We start from the raw sequence: 18,558 nt of genomic DNA, 5'->3' as shown, positions 1-18,558 counted from the left end.
CGCTCGAACAACCCGGAGGGCGGTAGCGCCAACAAAAAGCGCCGCCGGGTCTCCCCAGCGGCGCTTCATTGTCTGACCGTGAACGGCCGAACCGCTGCCTTCCCGAAGGATCAGGCCCGGGCCTCCCGAGAGGCCCGGATCGCGGCTGTCGCTCGCGATTGATGACAATGAGACACTGGCCACCTCCTTTCAGCTGCTGAACAGGAAGGTCAGGCTAGGACCGGTCGCGGGGCGACGTAAAGGCCGCTCCCGCCATCGTGATCAGGACGGCTGAGCGGGTCCCGCCAACCCCTGCATGATCATGCGGTTGATATCGATCAGGGTCTCGAAATCGCCCTCGCCGCGCATCACCGCCGAACTGTGGCGACCGATGAACAGGTCCAGGGAGATGAACTGGGCCCGCATGGACGGAGCCATGGCGTTCGACGGATCGCTGCACGAGGTGGACAGGGTCGACCAGAGCCTCCGGTTCCAGTCCAGGGCGTCGATCCGGGTCGCGATGTCCGACTTGTCGACGGTGGCGGCGTGCATCAGCGCGCGCGTCACCTGGCCGAACAGCCGGTATTCCATTTCGCGCGGAGATTCAGCCCGCGTCGCCGCCGTCTTGTACGCCTGGAGCGACATTACCCAGCCTTTGTTCTTCGTATTCGACGATCTTACGGGCGCCCATCAGGGCCTTGTAGTATTGCCGCGCCAGGACATGCTTGGAACAGGAAACGCACTCGGTCAGGATAGCCGGGTTGCGGATCGCCCCCATGAACTCGGTCAGGCGCAAGGCGAACTCGTCATAGAAATTCGGCGCCGACGCCTCGTCCAGATACATCATCATGACCGGGAAATAGATGCGCCGTGCGGGTGTGTTCACGTCCTCGGGCTGCATGATGTCCTTCTCGCGAAGAACGCTGGCCTTGTTCTGCAGGACCAGCACGCCACGTCGATCGCCGTTCTGAACGACCGCGCCGTTCAGAACGAATTTCTCGCCGGGTTTGAGCGATAATTTCAGCGGCAAAGGGTCTCTCCGTAGCGCGTCCAACCTGGACGGTCAGCGACTGACGGACCCTAAACGGACGTGGTTAACCATCCCTTCACCGGTGGATTACGGCCATTGCGCGGAGATGACGCACGGAACGCCCGCCGACCTGCGCCGTTACTCCTTGCGAACAAGGAGACGCGGCGGTGGCCCATCCAGACACGGATTTTGAAGCCCAGGATCAGGCGGAAATATACGACGAGACCCACCTCGACGACGAAGGCGAGGGCGATGTCTCGCTCGATGAGGCCGACGACGTTCTGGACGTGACCCAGGCGGAAGGCGACGCCGACGAGGAGCCTTTTGACGAGAACGATCAGGCCCTGGACAGCGAACTGGCCATGGACGGCGTCGAGGCCGAGGCCGACGCCCTGCTCGGGGTCGATTCAACACGGATCAGCGAAGTCGACGCCGACGGGGAGATCGGCTCCGCCCCCGACGAGGTGGAGTTGGTTTACGCCGGACTGATGCGCAACCAGCGCGGAGCTCAGGCCAGCGCGGCCCACTGGGAGGCCAAACGCCTCTCGGACGACGACATCGAGGACTTGGGCTACGGCCCCGACAGCGAGGAGAAGCCATGACAGAGCGTCATCCTACCAAGGCCCATGAAGACGCCGACCCCAACACCCCGCCGTCCAAACACGCGGAACGGGAAGTGGGCAAGCCGGACCAGTTGAAAGACAAGACGAAGGGGGCCGAAAGCCGTCAGGAGGCCCTGATCGACGAAGCCGTCGAGGAGACCTTCCCGGCCAGCGACCCGGTGTCGGCCAAGCGCATCACCTGACCTGTTCAGGCGTGTCCTGATAAGCTACCTGCTCCCTTCCCCCCGATTGGAGCAGGGTTCGCATGAGCCGGTTCGAAGGCACGTCCGACTATATCGCCACCGAGGATCTGAAGGTCGCGGTGAACGCCGCCGTGGCGCTGGAGCGCCCGCTGCTGATCAAGGGCGAACCCGGCACGGGCAAGACGGTGCTGGCCTATGAGCTGGCCCGCGCGCTGAACGCCCCGCTCATCACCTGGCACGTCAAGTCCACGACCAAGGCCCATAGCGGCCTTTATGAATACGACGCCGTCAGCCGCCTGCGCGACAGCCAACTGGGCGACGAGCGGGTGCATGACGTCCGCAACTATCTGAAGAAGGGCAAGCTGTGGGAGGCCTTCACCGCCCCCGTTCGCCCCGTCCTTCTGATCGACGAGATCGACAAGGCCGATATCGAGTTTCCAAACGACCTGCTGCAGGAACTCGACCGCATGGAATTCTATGTCCAGGAAACGGACGAGACGATCCGCGCCGAGGTTCGCCCCGTGGTCGTCATCACCTCGAACAACGAGAAGGAACTGCCGGACGCCTTCCTGCGCCGTTGCTTCTTCCACTACATCCGCTTCCCCGACGCCGAGACCATGCAGGACATCGTCGAGGTCCACTTCCCCGGCATCAAGCCGCGGCTGGTCGCCGAGGCGCTGAAGACCTTCTACGAAATCCGCGATACGCCGGGGCTGAAGAAGAAACCTTCGACGTCGGAATTGCTCGATTGGCTGAAGCTCCTCCTGGTCGACGACGTCAGCCCGGACACCCTGCGTGAAAAGGCGCCCGGCAAGCTGATCCCGCCCCTGCACGGCGCCCTGCTGAAGAACGAACAGGACGTGCATCTGTTCGAGCGGCTCGCCTTCCTGAACCGCCGCGAAGGCATCCGCCCCGGGTCCTGAAGACGCGCCGCGCTCCCGCCGCCTTCGATTACCGCGATTTCACTGGATAAGGCGCGCCTTGCGCGCACAATCGGACCCGAACTGGAGCCGACCATGCATCAGATTCTCTGGCCCATTTGCGCCCTCGCGCTGATGACCGCCGCCTGCGACAACGGGGGGAGCGTGCGGATCACCACGACCTCGTCCGGCAATGAGCCGCGCGGCGTGCTGAAGGTCGTGGATACGCTCCAATGTCCCCAGAACCAGGGCGTGCTGACGCGCAAGGGATCGGCCCGGGCCGATGGGGCCACCTGCATCTACAGCGGCCCGCGCGGCGCCGAGGTCACCCTGCATCTAGTGCCGCTGAACGGGGCCTCGGTCCATGACACGCTGAAGGCGTTCGAGAACCGTCTGGCTGCCGCCCTGCCTGAAGCCATGGCCGAGGTCAGAGGCTCGGAAGACAGCGCGCGCGCCGATGCGGCCGACGCCGACGCCGACGCCGCCAAGGCCGAGGGCGACGCTCAGCGCCCCGAAGTCGCGGCCGCACAGGCAGAAGCGATGGCGGACGCCGCGGGCGATTCCGCCCACGTCAGCGCGCCCGGCCTGCGGGTGGACGCTCAGGGCGACAAGGCTTCGGTGCGCCTGCCCGGCATGCGGATCGACGCCGATGGCGACCGCGCCAATATCAAGATCGGCGGCATCACCATCCGCGCCGACGACCGGAACAGCCAGGTGAACCTCGCCTCCGACAAGGCGACGGTCTCCATCGACGCCCGTAATGGCGGGGCCCGAATTCGCACCAGCGCGCCGGGCGAGGCCGTCCGCGCCACCTTCCGGATGACCGCCGACCAGTCCTCCACGACCGGCTGGCGCATCGTGGGCTATGAAGCGCGCGGCCCGTCGGGCGGGCCGATCATCGTGGCCACCGTGCGCGGCAAGGATCGTAACGAAAACCGGGTGTTCGACGCCGCCAGGGCTCTGGTGACGCTGAACGTCGGGGATTAACCCCCACGAATCGCAACGCTTGCCCTTGATCGGGCGTTCGGGATGCGTCACCTCACCTGCCCCATGCGCAGGATTCCGAACTTGCCCGAAGACTACGAAGACCTGGCGCCCAAGCCCAAGCCGAAGACGCCCAAGCCCCCGCGTGCCTGGCAGAGGATGCTGTCGGGCCGTCGCCTGGACCTGCTCGATCCGTCGCCGTTCGACATCGAGATCGAGGACATCGCCCACGGCCTGGCCCGCGTCGCCCGCTGGAACGGCCAGACCATCGGCGAGCACGCCTTCTCGGTCGCCCAGCACTCGCTGGTGGTCGAAGAGATCGCGGCCCATATCAAGCCGGGGCTGGAGCCGAAATGGCGCCTCGCCGCCCTGCTGCACGACGCCTCGGAATACGTGATCGGCGACATGATCTCGCCGTTCAAGTCGGCGCTGGGCGCCGGCTACAAGGACTTCGAGGCCCGGCTGGAAGCCGCCATCCACGTCCGATTCCAACTGCCGCCCAAGACGCCGCAGACGATCAAGACCCTGATCAAGAAGGCCGACCGCGCCTGCGCCTTCTACGAGGCGACGCAGCTGGCCGGGTTCAACAAGCGCGAGTCGCTGCAGATCTTCGGCACGCCGCCCGCCGGTTACGACCTGATTATCGACCCCCTGCCCGCCTCGGTGGCGCAGCAACGCTATCTGGACCGCTACCGCGTTCTGGCCGAAGCTGTCGGCATCCTGCCCGGCGCCGACGCCTGGCACACGGAATAGGGACTGCATGACGCAAGGGGGGGCGATCCAGGGCAACGAACAGGGCGTGCGGATCGGCCTGTCGGCCGTGGTCATCGCCCTGCGCGCCGGTCAGGCCGTGGTCCTGACCACCCACGCCGCCGACGGCGCCCCGGCTCTTCCCTTTGGCCCCTTCGACCCGGCGCGCGACCGCACGTTTGAGCTCGCCCTACGCGCCTTCGTCACCGAGCAGACGGGCTTTCCCCTCGGCTTTGTCGAACAGCTCTACACCTTCGGCGACGCGGGCCGCGCCTCGCCCCGCGCCACCCCCGGCCCCGAGCGCGCGCGCGAGGTCTCGGTCGGCTACCTGGCCCTGACCGCCGACGCCCCCGAAGCCCCCGGGCTGGACGCCGCCTGGACCCCCGTCTTCGACATCTTTCCCTGGGAGGACTGGCGCGACGGCCAACCCCCCGTGATGAAGACGCTGGAGCCCGCCCTGCGCGCCTGGGCCGACGGCGACGCCCGTCGCCTGGGTCGCGCCGAGACCCTGTTCGCCCTGACGCCCGAGCGCCGCTGGAACGAGGAACGGGTGCTGGAACGCTATGAGTTGCTCTACGAGGCCGGCCTCGTCGCCGAGTCCGCTCGCGACCATGACCGCCCGGCGCCGCCAGCCATGTCCGACCTGCCGATGGCCTCCGACCACCGCCGCATCGTCGCCACCGCCCTGGGGCGCCTGCGCTCGAAGTTGAAGTACCGCCCGGTCCTGTTCGACCTGACACCCGACACCTTCACCCTGTCCGCCTTGCAGGCCGCCGCCGAGGCCGTGGCGGGCCTCTCCCTGCACAAGCAGAACTTCCGTCGCGGCGTCGAACGCGCCGGTCTGGTCCAGGCCACGGGCGTGTTTTCCAGCGACACCGGCGGCCGTCCCGCCGAGCTGTTCCGCTTCGCCGGAGCCGATCCCCTGGGCGGCCCCGCACCCGGCCTGACCCTGCCCGGACAGCGCTGAAACTTTTATCGATTTTCTCGTCTCGAATCGCTTGCGGCCAGCGCCGCCTTTGACTAGAGAAGCCCCTCGCTCGACCAAGCGAATATCGGCCCCGCGGAGAGGTGGCAGAGTGGTCGAATGTACCGCACTCGAAATGCGGCGTAGGTGGAAGCCTACCGTGGGTTCGAATCCCACCCTCTCCGCCACCGGCCTTTGGCCATTTCAACGCATCGATAGCGACTAGGACAGGCCTTCGGGCCAGCGACCGCTGGGCGCGATGTCAGCCCGCCGATCATGATCATGAACGGCCAGGTCGCTCAGAATATCGATCGGTCAGAACGACAAATCAGTCACTTGCGCCGCGGCCATAAAGGGCTTGTTGCGTAATCGATAATTGTGCCCACTGGCCGTCGAGCGTTCGCTGCTGCGCGCGATGATGGTGAGCACGGATTGATGGTCGCGCCCTTTCCTACGGATCAGGTCTTCATCGGCGGCGAGTGGCGCGCGGCGACGGAAGAACGAACACTCCCCATAGAGAACCCCTCGACGGGCGAAACCCTGGGTGCGCTGGCGGCAGGCGGGGCCGAGGACATCGACGCGGCGGTTCAAGCTGCGCGCGCGGCGCTGGACGGTCCGTGGGGCCGGATGACGGCGGCTGAACGCGGGCGGGTGCTGGCGCGCATGGGCCGCGAGGTCGAGGCGCGCATCGACATGCTGGCGCAGTTGGAGGCGCTGGACGTCGGCAAGCCGCTGAAACAGGCGCGCGCCGATGTGGTCGCCCTGGCGCGGTATCTGGAGTTCTACGGCGGGGCGGCGGACAAGCTGCACGGCGAGACCATCCCCTTCCTCGACGGCTATACGGTCTACACCCTGCGCGAGCCGTATGGCGTGACGGGCCACATCATCCCCTGGAACTATCCGATGCAGATCATCGGCCGGTCCGTGGTGGCGGCCCTGGCGGTCGGCAATGCGGCGGTGCTGAAGCCCGCCGAGCAGGCCTCGCTGACGGCCCTGGCCTTTGCGCATATCGCCGAGGACTGCGGTCTGCCCGCAGGCGCCCTGAACGTCGTCACCGGCACGGGCGCCGAGGCGGGCGCGGCCTTGGCGACGCATCCGGGGGTCAATCATCTGTCCTTCACCGGCTCGACCGGCGTGGGCGTGGCCATCCAGCAGGCGGCGGCGGTCAACGCCGTGCCGGTGACGCTGGAGCTGGGCGGCAAGTCGCCTCAGTTGGTGTTCGACGACGCCGATCTGGACAAGGCCCTGCCCTTCCTCGTCAACGCCGGGGTCCAGAACGCGGGCCAGACCTGTTCGGCCGGCTCGCGCGTGCTGGTTCAGCGCGGCGTCTATGACGAGGTGGTCGCGCGGATGTCGGAACGCTATCGCGCGCTCAAGGTCGGCGCCGCCATCGACGACCTCGACGTCGGGCCGCTGATCTCAGCCAAGCAGAAGGCCATGGTCGACCGCTATCTGGACCTTGGCGCCCAAGCCGGCCTGATCGTGGCTCAGGGCGAGATCGCCGCCGACGCCCCCGCGGGCGGCCACTATGTGCGCCCCACCCTGTTCGCGGGCGTGGCCCCGGATCATGCCCTGGCGCAGGAAGAAATCTTCGGCCCCGCCGTCGTCGTCATCCCGTTCGAGACCGAGGCGGATGCGGTCGCCATCGCCAACGGCACCGACTACGGCCTGGTCGCCGGGGTCTGGACGAACGATGGCGGGCGGCAGATGCGGCTGGCGAAACGGCTGCGGGCCGGACAGGTCTTCATCAACAACTACGGCGCGGCGGGCGGGGTCGAACTGCCCTTCGGCGGCGTCGGCAAGTCGGGCCACGGTCGCGAAAAGGGGTTCGAGGCGCTCTACGCCTTCACCACCCTCAAGACCGTCGCGGCCCATCACGGCTAGGGAGTAGGCGTCTTGGGGGAGAACAGAACGAAGCGGCTGGAGGGCAAGCGAGCGATCGTCACGGGCGGAGCCTCCGGCTTCGGCGCCGGGATCGCACGCCGCTTCGCCGAGGAAGGCGCCCGCGTCATCGTCGCGGACCTGAACGCCGACGCGGCCCGCGTCCTAGCGGCTGAACTGGGCGACGCCGATCTTGGCGTGAAGGTGGACGTGTCCAGCGCCGCCGACGTGGCCGCCCTCGCCCAGACGGCCAACCGCCTGCTGGGCGGGATCGACATCGTGGTCAACAACGCCGGCGTCGGCCACACGCCCCAGCCGCTGGACGAACTGTCGGACGAAGCCTTCGACCGCATCGCCGCCGTCAACATGCGCGCCATCTATCTGATGTCGAAGACCTTCGTGCCGGGCATGAAGGCGCAAGGGTTCGGCGCCATCCTCAACATCGCCTCGACCGGCGGGGTCAGCCCACGGCCCAACCTGACCTGGTACAACGCCTCGAAGGGCTGGGTCATCACGGCGACGCGGGCCATGGCGGTCGAACTGGCCCCCTTCCAGATCAGGGTGAACGCCCTCAACCCGGTGGCGGGCGAGACGCCGCTGCTGAAGACCTTCATGGGCGAGGACACGCCCGAGGTGCGGGCCAAGTTCCTGGCCTCCATTCCGTTGGGCCGGTTCTCGACGCCCGAGGACATGGGCGCCGCCGCCGCCTTCCTCTGTTCGGACGACGCCTCGATGATCACCGGCGTGGCGATGGAGGTGGACGGTGGCCGCTGCATCTGACCGCCCCTTCAAGCTGCTGGTCCTGCCCGGCGACGGCATCGGGCCTGAGATCATCCGCGAGACCCTGCGCGTCGCCGACTGGTTCGGCCGCAACGCCGGCCTGCGATTTGAATTGAGCGAGGGATTGGCCGGGGGGGCCAGCATCGACGCCGTGGGCGCGCCTATCGCTGAGGACGTGGTGGATCAGGCCCGGGCCTCCGACGCCGTCCTGTTCGGCGCGGTCGGCGGACCCAAGTGGGACCATCTGCCCCGCGCCCAGCGGCCCGAGATGGGCATTCTGCGGCTGCGTCAGGCGCTGGACCTCTACGCCAACCTGCGGCCCGCCGTCTGTTTCGACGAACTACTGGACGCCTCGGCGCTGAAGCCCGACTTGATCCGGGGCCTCGACATCCTGATCGTGCGCGAGGCCACCGCAGGCGTCTATTTCAGCCTACCCCGCGCCAATGAGGTCGGTCCCGACGGCCAGCGTCGCGCCTATGACACCCAGGCCTATACCGAGGCCGAGATCGCCCGCGTCTGCCGCGTCGCCTTCGAGATCGCGCGCGGCCGCCAAGGCCGCGTCTGCTCGGTGGACAAGGCCAACGTCATGGAGACGGGCGCCCTGTGGCGGACGGTGGCCAGCGAGGTCGCGGCCGACTACCCCGACGTGGAGTTGAGCCACATGTACGCCGACAACTGCGCCATGCAGTTGGTCCGGCGGCCCGACCAGTTCGACGTCATCGTCACCGACAACCTATTCGGCGACATCCTGTCCGACGCCGCGGCGGCCCTGACCGGGTCGCTGGGCCTGCTGCCCTCGGCCTCCCTGTCCGGCCTTGGGCAGGGCGGGCGCAGCCGGGGCCTGTATGAGCCGATCCACGGCTCGGCGCCGGACATCGCGGGCCAGGGCGTCGCCAACCCCATCGCGACCATCCTGTCCTTCGCCCTATGCCTGCGCTGGTCGTTCGACCGCGCCGATCTGGCCGATGCGCTGGAGCGCGCCGTCCGGCAGGTCGTGTCCAGCGGCGTGCGCACCCCTGACATTGCGGCGCAAGGCGTCGCCCCCGTTTCCACCCTTCAGATGACCGACGCGGTGCTGGCCGCGTTGGACGCAGAGTTCGCGTGAGGTTCGACCGATGAGCGCCCCCACAATGCAGACCGTCATGGACCTGATCGACGGGCGCACCGACGAACTGGTCGCCCTGACCCAGGACCTGATCCGCTTTCCCACCGTCAATCCGCCCGGCGAGGCCTATCGCCCTTGCGCCGAATACATCGGCGAGCGGCTGAAGAAGCGCGGCTTCGTCGTCGAATACGTGCGTGGCGAAGGCTCGCCGGGCGACAGCGACGCCTATCCCCGCACCAATATCATCGCCCGCTGGACGGGGTCCGAGCCCGGCCCCTGCGTCCACTTCAACAGCCATATCGACGTGGTCGAGGTCGGCGCCGGCTGGACCGTCGATCCCTTCGCAGGCGTAGTGAAGGACGGCCGCGTCTATGGCCGGGGCGCCTGCGACATGAAGGGGGGCCTGGCCGCCTCCATCATCGCGGTCGAGGCCCTGATCGATTCCGGCCTGCCCCTGCCCGGCGCGCTGGAGATTTCCGGCACGGTGGACGAGGAATCCGGCGGTTACGGCGGCGTCGCCTATCTGGCCGAGCGCGGCTGGTTCTCCCCCCCCCCGCGTCGATCACGTCATCATCCCTGAGCCGCTGAACGTGGACCGGGTCTGCATCGGCCACCGCGGCGTCTGGTGGGCCGAGATCGAGACCAAGGGCCGCATCGCCCACGGCTCCATGCCCTTCCTCGGCGATTCCGCCATCCGTCACATGAATGCGGTGATGCAGGCCTTCGAGGACAAGCTCTATCCGGCCATGGCGGGCCGTCATTCGGACATGCCGGTCGTGCCCGAGGGCGCGCGCCAGTCGACCATGAACATCAACTCCGTCCACGGCGGCCAGGCCGAGGGCTTCGACGGCCTGCCCGCGCCTTGCGTCGCGGATTCCAGCCGCATGATCATCGACCGCCGCTTCCTGATCGAGGAGACGCTGGACGACGTGAAGGGCGAGGTGAAATCCATCCTCGACGGGCTGGCGGCCCAGCGCCACGGCTTCCGCTACGAAATGCGCGACCTGTTCGAAGTGGCGCCCAGCATGGCCGACCGCGACGGGCCGGTGGCCAGCACCACCGCCGCCGCCATCGAGACCGTTCTGGGGCGCAAGGCCCAGTTCGTCTGCTCGCCCGGCACCTATGACCAGAAGCACATCGACCGCATCGGCAAGCTGAAGGACTGCATCGCCTATGGCCCCGGCGTGCTCGACCTGGCGCACCAGCCCGACGAATGGGTGGGGATCGAGGACATGACCAACTCGGCCAAGGTCATGGCCCGCGCGGCCTATGGCCTGCTGACCCGCAAGCGAGGATGACGCAGATGGCGCGCGGCGATGCAGATGACGGCGACAACATCATCGGCCCGCGCCTGCGGGCGCTGCGGGACCGACTGGGCCTGTCGCAACGCGCCCTGGCGCGAAAGGCGGGCGTGCCGTCCAGCACGGTCAGCCTGGTCGAAAGCGGCCGCACCAGCCCCTCGGTCGGCTCGCTGAAACGGCTGCTGGACGCGGCGGGCGTCTCGCTGGGCGAGTTCTTCAGCTCCGAGTTCGAAAGTCCGACCAAGCACTTCTATCGCCACGACGAACTGACCGACATCTCGCGCGGCGAGGTCTCGTATCGCCAGCTTGGCTCGGGTCAGGACAGCAGCCTGCAGATCCTCCACGAGACCTATCAGCCCGGCTCCGACAGCGGGCGGGTCATGCTGTCCCACGAGGGCGAGGAAGGCGGCCTGATCATTTCCGGCCGCCTGGAAGTCACCGTCGACGGCCAGTCGCGTGTGCTGAAGGCGGGCGACGGCTACCTGTTCGCCAGCACCCTGCCGCACCGATTCCGCAACATCGGCGATGTCCCCTGCGTCGTCATCAGCGCCTGCACGCCGCCGACCTTCTGACGCTGCGTTGCGATTGATCGGAATACTGAGCGAGAAAAATATAATTCCTCGACTTGTCAGTGAATTGGTCCGTTGAAGAAACAGTCTTGCCGACCGCCCCATTTCGCCAGCTACTTCATGCGTGACACTTGGATGACACCGGGAGGATGGTCGAGACGCTGCAAAGCTTGCTGCATTGCACAACGTCCTGGACCTGAGGAGTATGCAGGGGTGGCGGGCCCTTCGTCCCGCTCACGGCCGTAACGAGATCGCTCAGAACGATCCGTGCGGCTTCATTGGGAGGGATGAAGCGATGAATCGTCTGTTGGTCAGCGTATCCGCCGGGGCGCTCGCGGCCCTGTGCTCCACCACCGCCATGGCGCAGCAGGCGCCGCCCGAGCGGGCCACGACGGTCGACGAAGTCATCGTCACCGCCCAGCGCCGCGAACAGGCGGCCCAGGACGTGGGCATCGCCCTCAGCGTGCTCAGCGGCGAGAGCCTGATCCGGCAGGGCGTCACCAACGTCAATCAGCTTCAGAACGCCACGCCCAACCTCGAGGTCGAACCCGCCTTCGGCGGCGGCGCGGCCCAGTTCCGCATGCGCGGCGTGGGGTTTCAGGACTACGCCTCGAACAACTCGCCCACCGTGGGCGTCTATGTGAACGAGGTGGCCTATCCGGTCCCGGTCATGACCCAGGGACTGATCTTCGACATCGACCGGGTCGAGGTGCTGCGCGGACCGCAAGGCACCCTCTATGGCCGCAACACCACCGGCGGGGCGATCAGCTTCGTCACCAAACGCCCGACCGAGGAACTGGCCGCCGGTCTGATCACGGAATGGGGCAGCCAGGAGCAGTTCCGCGCCGAGGGCTTTGTCTCCGGCCCGCTGGCATCGACCCTGCGCGGCCGTCTGGCCGTCTCGACCGAACAGGGCGGGGCCTGGCAGCATAACCGCGTCACCGGCGAGAGCATCGGCGACGCCGACCGCACCGGCGCCCGCGCCCTGCTGGCCTGGGATCCGAACGAGACCCTGTCCCTGCTGCTCGACGTCCACGGCGGCGTCGACAAGTCCGAGAACCAGGCCCTCTATCTGTTCAGCGACCTGAGGACGCGCGGCGGAACGGGCGTCCTGATTCCCGCCGACAAGGATCACTCCCATACCGGCTGGGGCCTGTCGCCGCGCTTCGCCGCCTCGATCGGGCGCGACGTGAAGGCCAAGCCGGGTCGGGACAACTCCTCCTGGGGCACGTCGCTGAACGCCAATCTGGCGCTCAAGGATATGAACCTGACCAGCATCAGCAGCTATGAAACGCTGAAACGCAGCGAATACGGCGACTGGGATGCGTCATCCTCAGTCGAGGCCGACACCTTCTTCGGCAGCGACGTGGACGTGATCTCGCAGGAAATCCGCCTGGCTTCGGACAATGACAGCCCCCTGACCTGGGTCGCCGGCCTCTATTATTCGAAGCAGGACCTGCACGAGCGCTACTTCTCGGACTTCATCGACATCTACGGCACCTACGGTCAGGTGACCTATGATCAGAAGGTCGAGTCAATCAGCGCCTTCGGTCAGGCGGAGTACGCCTTCAGCCAGCGCATAAAGCTGATCGGCGGCCTGCGCTACGAGGAGGAAACGCGCGATCTGGACGGCTTCGGCACGGCCTTCGGCGGCGCCACCGCCCTGCCGCCGACCACGGTCTCGACCAAGATGACGCCCCTGACCGGCAAGGCGGCGCTGGAGTTCAAGCCGATCGACAACCTCCTGCTGTACGGCTCCGCCAGCCGCGGGGCCAAATCGGGCGGTTTCACCACCTACAACACGGGCAACTCCAGCTCGATCCAGCCCTTCAACCCGGAAATCCTCTGGGCCTACGAAGTTGGCTTCAAGGCCGATCCGTCGCGGGCGGTCCAGATCAACGGCGCGGCCTACTACTACGACTACACCGACCAGCAGGTGCTGTCGGCGGTCTGGGGCCAGAACGGACCGGTCGGCCGCTTCACCAACGTCCCGTCCTCGCACATCTGGGGCGCCGAACTGGAAGCAGTGGTGAAGCCGGTCCAGGGCCTGCGGATCAGCCAGTCGCTCAGCTACAAGAGGGGCGAATACGACCAGTATGAAGCGCTGGACGTCCCGGCCTCGCGCGCGGCGAACATGGCCATCTACGTCGACAAGGCCGGCGATCCGATCCTGTTCCCGAAATGGAGCTACGCCGGGTCGGCCAGTTACGACTGGACTGTCAGCGGCTTCGCCGTCACGGCCGAGGCCAACTACAGCTATCGCGACGACTATCCCTCGTGGCTGGGCGCCAAATACGACGTCGAGGCCTACTGGCTGGCCAACGCCAGCGTGACCGTCGGCCCCGAGGCCGCCAACTGGTCCGTCACCTTCTGGGCGCGCAACCTGTTCGATCAGGAATACGACCTGACGCGCAACTTCTTCACCAGCGCCGACATCGCCCAACCGGGTCGGCCCCGCACCATCGGCGCGCGCCTCAGCCTGCAGTATTGAGGAAGGCTCCGGGGCCTGGAAGGCGGCGCGTCCGCCTTCCAGGCCCGCCCCTTGATCGAGGCGCCCACGATCCTGATCGCGGACCCTCATAAAGACGAGAAATCAGTCACTTAAGGCGTGCGAATAACAGACTTCCCTTCCCCCGCCATTCATCCGCTACTGGGGCGTTCTGAAAGGATGCATGCATGACCGCTCGGGCCGCCAACGACCTCGATCCCTTCTGGATGCCGTTCACCGCGAACCGCAGTTTCAAGGCGCATCCGCGGCTGCTGGCCTCGGCCAAGGACATGCACTACTTCACGCCCGAGGGGCGTCCGATCCTCGACGGCACGGCCGGCCTGTGGTGCGTCAACGCCGGCCACGCCCGCCGGCCCATCGTCGAGGCCATCCAGCATCAGGCCGAGGTCCTGGACTACGCCCCGACCTTCCAACTCGGCCATCCGCTGGCGTTCGAGTTGGCCGCGCGACTGGGGATGCTGTTCCCCGCCGACATCGACCATGTCTTCTTCGCCGGCTCGGGCTCCGAGGGCGTCGACACCGCCCTGAAGATCGCCCTCGCCTATCAGCAGGCGCGCGGCCATCCCGAACGCACCCGTCTGGTCGGGCGGCAAAAGGGCTATCACGGCGTCGGCTTCGGCGGCATTTCCGTGGGCGGGCTCGAGAACAACCGGCGCGGCTTCCCCACCCTGCCCGGCGTCGATCACCTGTCGCACACGCTGAACCTGGACGAAGCCGCCTTCTCGCGCGGCCAGCCGACCTGGGGCGCGCATCTGGCTGATGAACTGGAATCCCTGATCTGGTCGCACGGGGCCGAGACCATCGCCGCCGTCATCGTCGAGCCTCTGTCGGGGTCGGCGGGCGTGATCGTGCCGCCTGTCGGCTATCTGGAGCGGCTGCGCGAGATCGCCACCCGCCACGGCATCCTGCTGATCTTCGACGAAGTCATCACCGGCTTCGGCCGCGTCGGCGGGGCCACGGCGTCCGAGACCCTGGGCGTCATCCCCGACATCCTGGTCTGCGCCAAGGGCCTGACCAACGGCGCGGTGCCGATGGGCGCGGTCGGGGTGCGCGGCGAAATCTATGAGGCCGTGGTCAATCAGGCGACTGCGCCGGGGATCGAGTTCTTCCACGGCTACACCTATTCCGGCCACCCGCTGGCCGCCGCCGCCGGTCTGGCGACGCTCGACGTCTACGAGGACGAAGGCCTGTTCCAGCGCGCCACAGACATGGCGCCCTATTGGGAAGAGGCGGTGCACGGCCTGAAGGGCCTGCCCCACGTCATCGACATTCGCAATCTGGGCATGGTCGCCGCCATCGAGCTGGCCCCGCGCCCCGACGCGCCCGGCGCCCGCGCCACCGAGGTCTTCCACCGGGCCTTTGACGAAGGGGCGCTGATCCGCGTCACCGGCGACGTCATCGCCCTGTCGCCGCCGCTGATCATCAGCCGCGAACAGATCGACGAACTGATCGGACGGCTGGCCGACATTCTGCGAAACACGCCCTGACGCCGCGCGCGTTTTGGGCGATGCTGAATCTTCAAACGGGAGGCAGGACTGCGTGAAGCGGAGTGTGGGGCGTAAGACATGGCTGGGTCGCACCCTGCTGGCGGCTGCGCTGCTGGTCGGCCTGACGGTCTTCGCGCCCGCGCAGAACGCCACTGCGGCGCCCGTCCGCGACCGTCTAGTGCTGGGCCTGCCCCTGGAGCCGCCGAACCTCGACCCGACCTCGGGCGCGGCGGCGGCGGTGGACGAGGTCGTCTATGGCAACGTCTTCGAGGGCCTGACCAGGCTGACCCAGAACGGCGCCGTGGCCCCGGCCCTGGCGGAATCGTGGGAAGCCGCGCCCGACGGCCTCAGCTGGACCTTCCACCTGCGGCGCGGCGTGACCTTCCAGGACGGTTCGCCGTTCGACGCCTCGACCGCCAAGTTCTCACTGGACCGGATCACGGCCGAGGGGTCGACCAACGCCCAGAAGGCCCTGTTCGCGCCGATCCAGAGCGTCGAGGTCGTCGATCCGGCGACCCTGCGCATCCACCTGTCCCGGCCGATGGCGACCCTGCCCTATGTCCTGGCCTGGGGCGACGCGGTCATGGTCTCGCCGAAGAGCGCGGCGACCAACGCGGTCGCCCCCATCGGCACCGGCCCCTTCCGCTTTGACAGCTGGCAGCGCGGCAGCCAGCTGACCCTGAACCGCTGGCCCGGCTACTGGGGCGCCGCCCCGCGCCTGAACACTGTCGTTTTCCGCTTCATCAGCGACCCGACCGCCGCCTTCGCCGCCGTCAGCGCCGGCGATGTCGACGCCTTTCCCAACTATCCCGCGCCGGAAAACGTGGCTCAGTTCCAGCGCGACCCGCGCTTCCGCGTCGTCGTCGGCGCGTCCGAGGGCAAGGTCATTCTGGGGATCAACAACACCAAGGCACCGTTCAACGACGTGCGGGTGCGCCGCGCCCTGTCCTACGCCATCGACCGAGACGCTCTGATCCAGGGGGCCATGTTCGGCTTCGGCCAGCCCATCGGCAGCCACTATTCGCGGCAGGCGCCGGGCTATGTCGACCTGACCGGCGCCTATCCGCACAATGTCGCCAAGGCGCGGCAATTGCTGGACGAGGCGGGCTATCCCGACGGCATCGACGTGACGCTGCGCCTGCCGCCCCGCCCCTATGCCCGACGCAGCGGCGAGGTCCTGGCCTCGCAACTGGCCCAGGCCGGCATCCGCGTGAAGATCGAGAATCTGGAATGGGCCCAGTGGCTGGATCAGGTGTTCAAGCGCCGCCAGTTCGACCTGACCATCGTCGAGCATGTCGAGCCGATGGATTACGACATCTATGGCCGCAAGGACTATTACTTCGGCTACGACAGCCCGGCCTTCGACGCCCTGCTGGCTCAGGTTCAGGCGGCCCCGGACGAACCGACGCGGCTGCGCCTGCTGGGCGATCTGCAACGCCGCATCACCGAGGATGCGGTCAACGGCTTCCTGTTCCAGTCCTCGCGCATCGGCGTGTGGAAGGCGGACCTGAACGGCCTGTGGATCAACGCCCCCATCGCCGCCAATGTCGTGTCGGGCGCCTACTTCACCGGCGCGGGCGCAGCCGGTGCAACGACCGCCGAGCGAACTGGCGGCGGCCTGCCCTGGGGCTGGATGTCCGTAATCGCGGGCGCGGCGCTGCTGGCCTTCGTCGGCTGGCGTTTCGGGATCAGTTGGCTGTCGCGCAAGCTAGGCGGCCACGCCCTGACGCTGCTGGCCGCCACGGTCGTCATCTTCCTGCTGCTGCAGGTCGTGCCCGGCGACCCCGCCAGCTACATGATGGGGCTGAACGCCAGCCCTGAGTCCATCGCCGCCCTGCGTCAGCAGATGGGGTTGGAGGGCTCCGGCGTCGAACGCTACCTCGCCTGGCTCGGCGATCTTCTGACCGGCCAGTTCGGGACCAGCTACACCTATCAGGTGCCGGTCGGCGGCCTGATCGCCGAGCGGTTGGCGGTCTCCGCGCCGCTGGCCTTGATGGCGACGATCCTGTCGCTGGCCGTCGCCCTGCCCGTCGGCGTCATGGCCGCCAGCCGACGCGGCACGGCGGTCGACACCGGCCTGATCGGCGTGACCCAGGTGGGCGTCGCCCTGCCCAATTTCTGGATCGCCATGCTGCTGATCCTGCTGTTCTCGGTGAACCTCGGCTGGTTCTCAGCCGGCGGCTTCCCGGGCTGGGGTCAAGGCTTCTGGCCCGCCTTCAAGGCCCTGATCCTGCCCGCTGTAGCCCTGGCCGCACCGCAGGCCGCCATTCTGGCCCGCGTCCTGCGCACCGCCCTGCTCGACACGATGAACGAGGACTATGTCCGCACCGCCCGCGCCAAGGGTCTGTCGGTCAATCAGGCCCTGTGGCGACACGCCCTGAGGAACGCCTGGATTCCCGTCCTGACCATTCTGGGGCTGCAGTTTCCCTTCCTGCTGGCGGGCGGCATCATCATCGAGAACGTCTTCTCCCTGCCCGGTCTAGGTCGACTGGTCTTCCAGGCCATCACCCAGCGCGACCTGATCGTGGTGCAGGGCGTGGTGGTGGTGCTGGTCTTCGCCGTGGTTCTGGTCAGCTTCCTGATCGACCTGGCCTATCTGTTCGCCGATCCGCGCCTGAGGGGACGCCGCGCATGACCGACGCCCCCGTTCCTCTCGCCTTGGCCGCCAAGCCGCTTTCCCGCTGGCCGCTGTCGCTGGTCGTCGGCGGTGCCCTGACCGCCGTGGTGGTGCTGACCGCCCTGATCGCCTTCGTCTGGACCCCCTATGACGTCGAAGCGGTGAACATCGCCGCCAAGCTGACCGCCCCCTCGACGGCCCACCCGTTCGGCACCGATCATTTCGGCCGCGACGTCCTGTCGATGATCATGGTCGGGGCGCAGAACTCGTTGGCCGTGGCTCTGATCGCCGTCGGCATCGGCGCGGGGGTCGGCGTGCCGCTGGGCCTGACCGCGGCGGCGCGTGGCGGCTGGGTCGATGAGCTGGTGATGCGCGGCAACGACCTGATCTTCGCCTTCCCCGCCCTGCTGCTGGCGGTGATGATCACCGCCGTCTTCGGCCCCGGCGCGATCAACGCCATCATCGCCATCGGCCTGTTCAACATCCCCGTCTTCACCCGCGTCGCGCGCGGCGCGGCCATGGGCCTGTGGACGCGCGAATACGTCCTGGCGGCGCGCACGGCGGGCAAGTCCAAGGCCCTGATCTCCATCCAGCACATCCTGCCCAATCTGATGAGCCTGCTGGTCGTGCAGGCGGCGATCCAGTTCGCCGTCGGCATCGTCGCCGAGGCCGGGCTCTCCTACGTCGGTCTCGGCGCCCAGCCGCCCATGCCGAGTTGGGGCCGGATGCTGGCCGAGGCCCAGACCATGATCGGCTTCGCCCCCTGGCTGGCCGTCATGCCCGGCGTGGCCATCTTCGTGACCGTGCTCGGCCTCAGCCTGACCGGCGACGGCCTGCGCGACCTGTTCGACCCGCGCGTGCGGCGGGAGCGTTGACC

At 67.7% G+C, this 18,558-nt stretch carries 18 protein-coding genes and 1 tRNA gene; 17 read left to right on the top strand and 2 right to left on the bottom strand.

Going from position 1 to position 18,558, the window contains the following annotated elements:
* Positions 1-261: 261 nt before the first annotated feature.
* Both flaF and flbT read right to left on the bottom strand, forming a co-directional pair.
* Positions 262-624: a flagellar biosynthesis regulator FlaF gene (gene flaF / locus AC1DJ5_RS11020; protein ID WP_477020613.1), complete on the bottom strand. Its 363-nt coding sequence runs from the start codon at positions 622-624 to the stop codon at positions 262-264.
* A complete protein-coding gene (gene flbT / locus AC1DJ5_RS11015; RefSeq protein WP_477020612.1) occupies positions 584-1,009 on the bottom strand; it encodes a flagellar biosynthesis repressor FlbT in 426 nt (141 codons plus the stop codon). Before flbT ends, flaF begins: the two co-directional genes overlap by 41 nt.
* Positions 1,010-1,176: 167 nt before the next feature.
* On the opposite strand from flbT, the gene AC1DJ5_RS11010 reads away from it, so the two are divergent.
* The 17 genes from AC1DJ5_RS11010 (at position 1,177) to AC1DJ5_RS10930 (ending at position 18,556) form a co-directional block, all read left to right on the top strand.
* Entirely contained in the window at positions 1,177-1,611 is a 435-nt protein-coding gene (locus AC1DJ5_RS11010; RefSeq protein ID WP_441455554.1) for a hypothetical protein, read from the top strand.
* A complete protein-coding gene (locus AC1DJ5_RS11005; RefSeq protein WP_441455552.1) occupies positions 1,608-1,814 on the top strand; it encodes a hypothetical protein in 207 nt (68 codons plus the stop codon). The genes AC1DJ5_RS11010 and AC1DJ5_RS11005 overlap by 4 nt, the downstream gene beginning before the upstream one ends.
* Positions 1,815-1,876: 62 nt before the next feature.
* A complete protein-coding gene (locus AC1DJ5_RS11000) occupies positions 1,877-2,737 on the top strand; it encodes an AAA family ATPase (RefSeq protein WP_477020611.1) in 861 nt (286 codons plus the stop codon).
* 93 nt (positions 2,738-2,830) lie between these two features.
* Positions 2,831-3,721: a methyltransferase type 11 gene (locus AC1DJ5_RS10995; RefSeq protein ID WP_441455550.1), complete on the top strand. Its 891-nt coding sequence runs from the start codon at positions 2,831-2,833 to the stop codon at positions 3,719-3,721.
* 156 nt (positions 3,722-3,877) lie between these two features.
* Positions 3,878-4,471: a YfbR-like 5'-deoxynucleotidase gene (locus AC1DJ5_RS10990; protein WP_477020637.1), complete on the top strand. Its 594-nt coding sequence runs from the start codon at positions 3,878-3,880 to the stop codon at positions 4,469-4,471.
* A gap of 7 nt (positions 4,472-4,478) precedes the next feature.
* Positions 4,479-5,435 carry an NUDIX hydrolase gene (locus AC1DJ5_RS10985; RefSeq protein ID WP_441455548.1) on the top strand — a complete coding sequence of 319 codons (957 nt, stop codon included), beginning with the start codon at positions 4,479-4,481 and terminating at the stop codon, positions 5,433-5,435.
* Positions 5,436-5,530: 95 nt separating this feature from the next.
* A tRNA-Ser gene (locus AC1DJ5_RS10980) sits at positions 5,531-5,620 on the top strand.
* Between the two features lie 247 nt (positions 5,621-5,867).
* Positions 5,868-7,316 carry an aldehyde dehydrogenase family protein gene (locus tag AC1DJ5_RS10975; RefSeq protein WP_477020610.1) on the top strand — a complete coding sequence of 483 codons (1,449 nt, stop codon included), beginning with the start codon at positions 5,868-5,870 and terminating at the stop codon, positions 7,314-7,316.
* A gap of 12 nt (positions 7,317-7,328) precedes the next feature.
* Positions 7,329-8,093: a glucose 1-dehydrogenase gene (locus tag AC1DJ5_RS10970; RefSeq protein WP_477020609.1), complete on the top strand. Its 765-nt coding sequence runs from the start codon at positions 7,329-7,331 to the stop codon at positions 8,091-8,093.
* Positions 8,077-9,198 carry a 3-isopropylmalate dehydrogenase gene (leuB, locus tag AC1DJ5_RS10965; protein ID WP_441455543.1) on the top strand — a complete coding sequence of 374 codons (1,122 nt, stop codon included), beginning with the start codon at positions 8,077-8,079 and terminating at the stop codon, positions 9,196-9,198. The genes AC1DJ5_RS10970 and leuB overlap by 17 nt, the downstream gene beginning before the upstream one ends.
* 10 nt (positions 9,199-9,208) lie before the next feature.
* Positions 9,209-9,778: a M20/M25/M40 family metallo-hydrolase gene (locus AC1DJ5_RS10960; protein WP_477020608.1), complete on the top strand. Its 570-nt coding sequence runs from the start codon at positions 9,209-9,211 to the stop codon at positions 9,776-9,778.
* Positions 9,779-9,788: 10 nt separating this feature from the next.
* Entirely contained in the window at positions 9,789-10,496 is a 708-nt protein-coding gene (locus AC1DJ5_RS10955) for a M20/M25/M40 family metallo-hydrolase (protein ID WP_477020607.1), read from the top strand.
* 5 nt (positions 10,497-10,501) lie between these two features.
* On the top strand, positions 10,502-11,071 hold the full coding sequence (locus tag AC1DJ5_RS10950; protein WP_477020606.1) for a cupin domain-containing protein: 570 nt from the start codon (positions 10,502-10,504) through the stop codon (positions 11,069-11,071).
* 292 nt (positions 11,072-11,363) lie between these two features.
* Positions 11,364-13,559 (top strand): TonB-dependent receptor, encoded by a 2,196-nt coding sequence (locus AC1DJ5_RS10945; RefSeq protein ID WP_477020605.1) that lies wholly within the window; start codon positions 11,364-11,366, stop codon positions 13,557-13,559.
* Positions 13,560-13,744: 185 nt separating this feature from the next.
* A complete protein-coding gene (aptA, locus tag AC1DJ5_RS10940; RefSeq protein WP_477020604.1) occupies positions 13,745-15,064 on the top strand; it encodes an omega-aminotransferase AptA in 1,320 nt (439 codons plus the stop codon).
* 64 nt (positions 15,065-15,128) lie between these two features.
* Entirely contained in the window at positions 15,129-17,699 is a 2,571-nt protein-coding gene (locus AC1DJ5_RS10935) for an ABC transporter substrate-binding protein (protein WP_441455535.1), read from the top strand.
* Positions 17,696-18,556: an ABC transporter permease gene (locus AC1DJ5_RS10930; RefSeq protein WP_441455533.1), complete on the top strand. Its 861-nt coding sequence runs from the start codon at positions 17,696-17,698 to the stop codon at positions 18,554-18,556. Before AC1DJ5_RS10935 ends, AC1DJ5_RS10930 begins: the two co-directional genes overlap by 4 nt.
* Positions 18,557-18,558 lie beyond the last annotated feature (2 nt).

Source organism: Brevundimonas sp. 01N35 (assembly GCF_056399785.1).
This window is presented reverse-complemented; position numbering and strand designations above follow the sequence as displayed.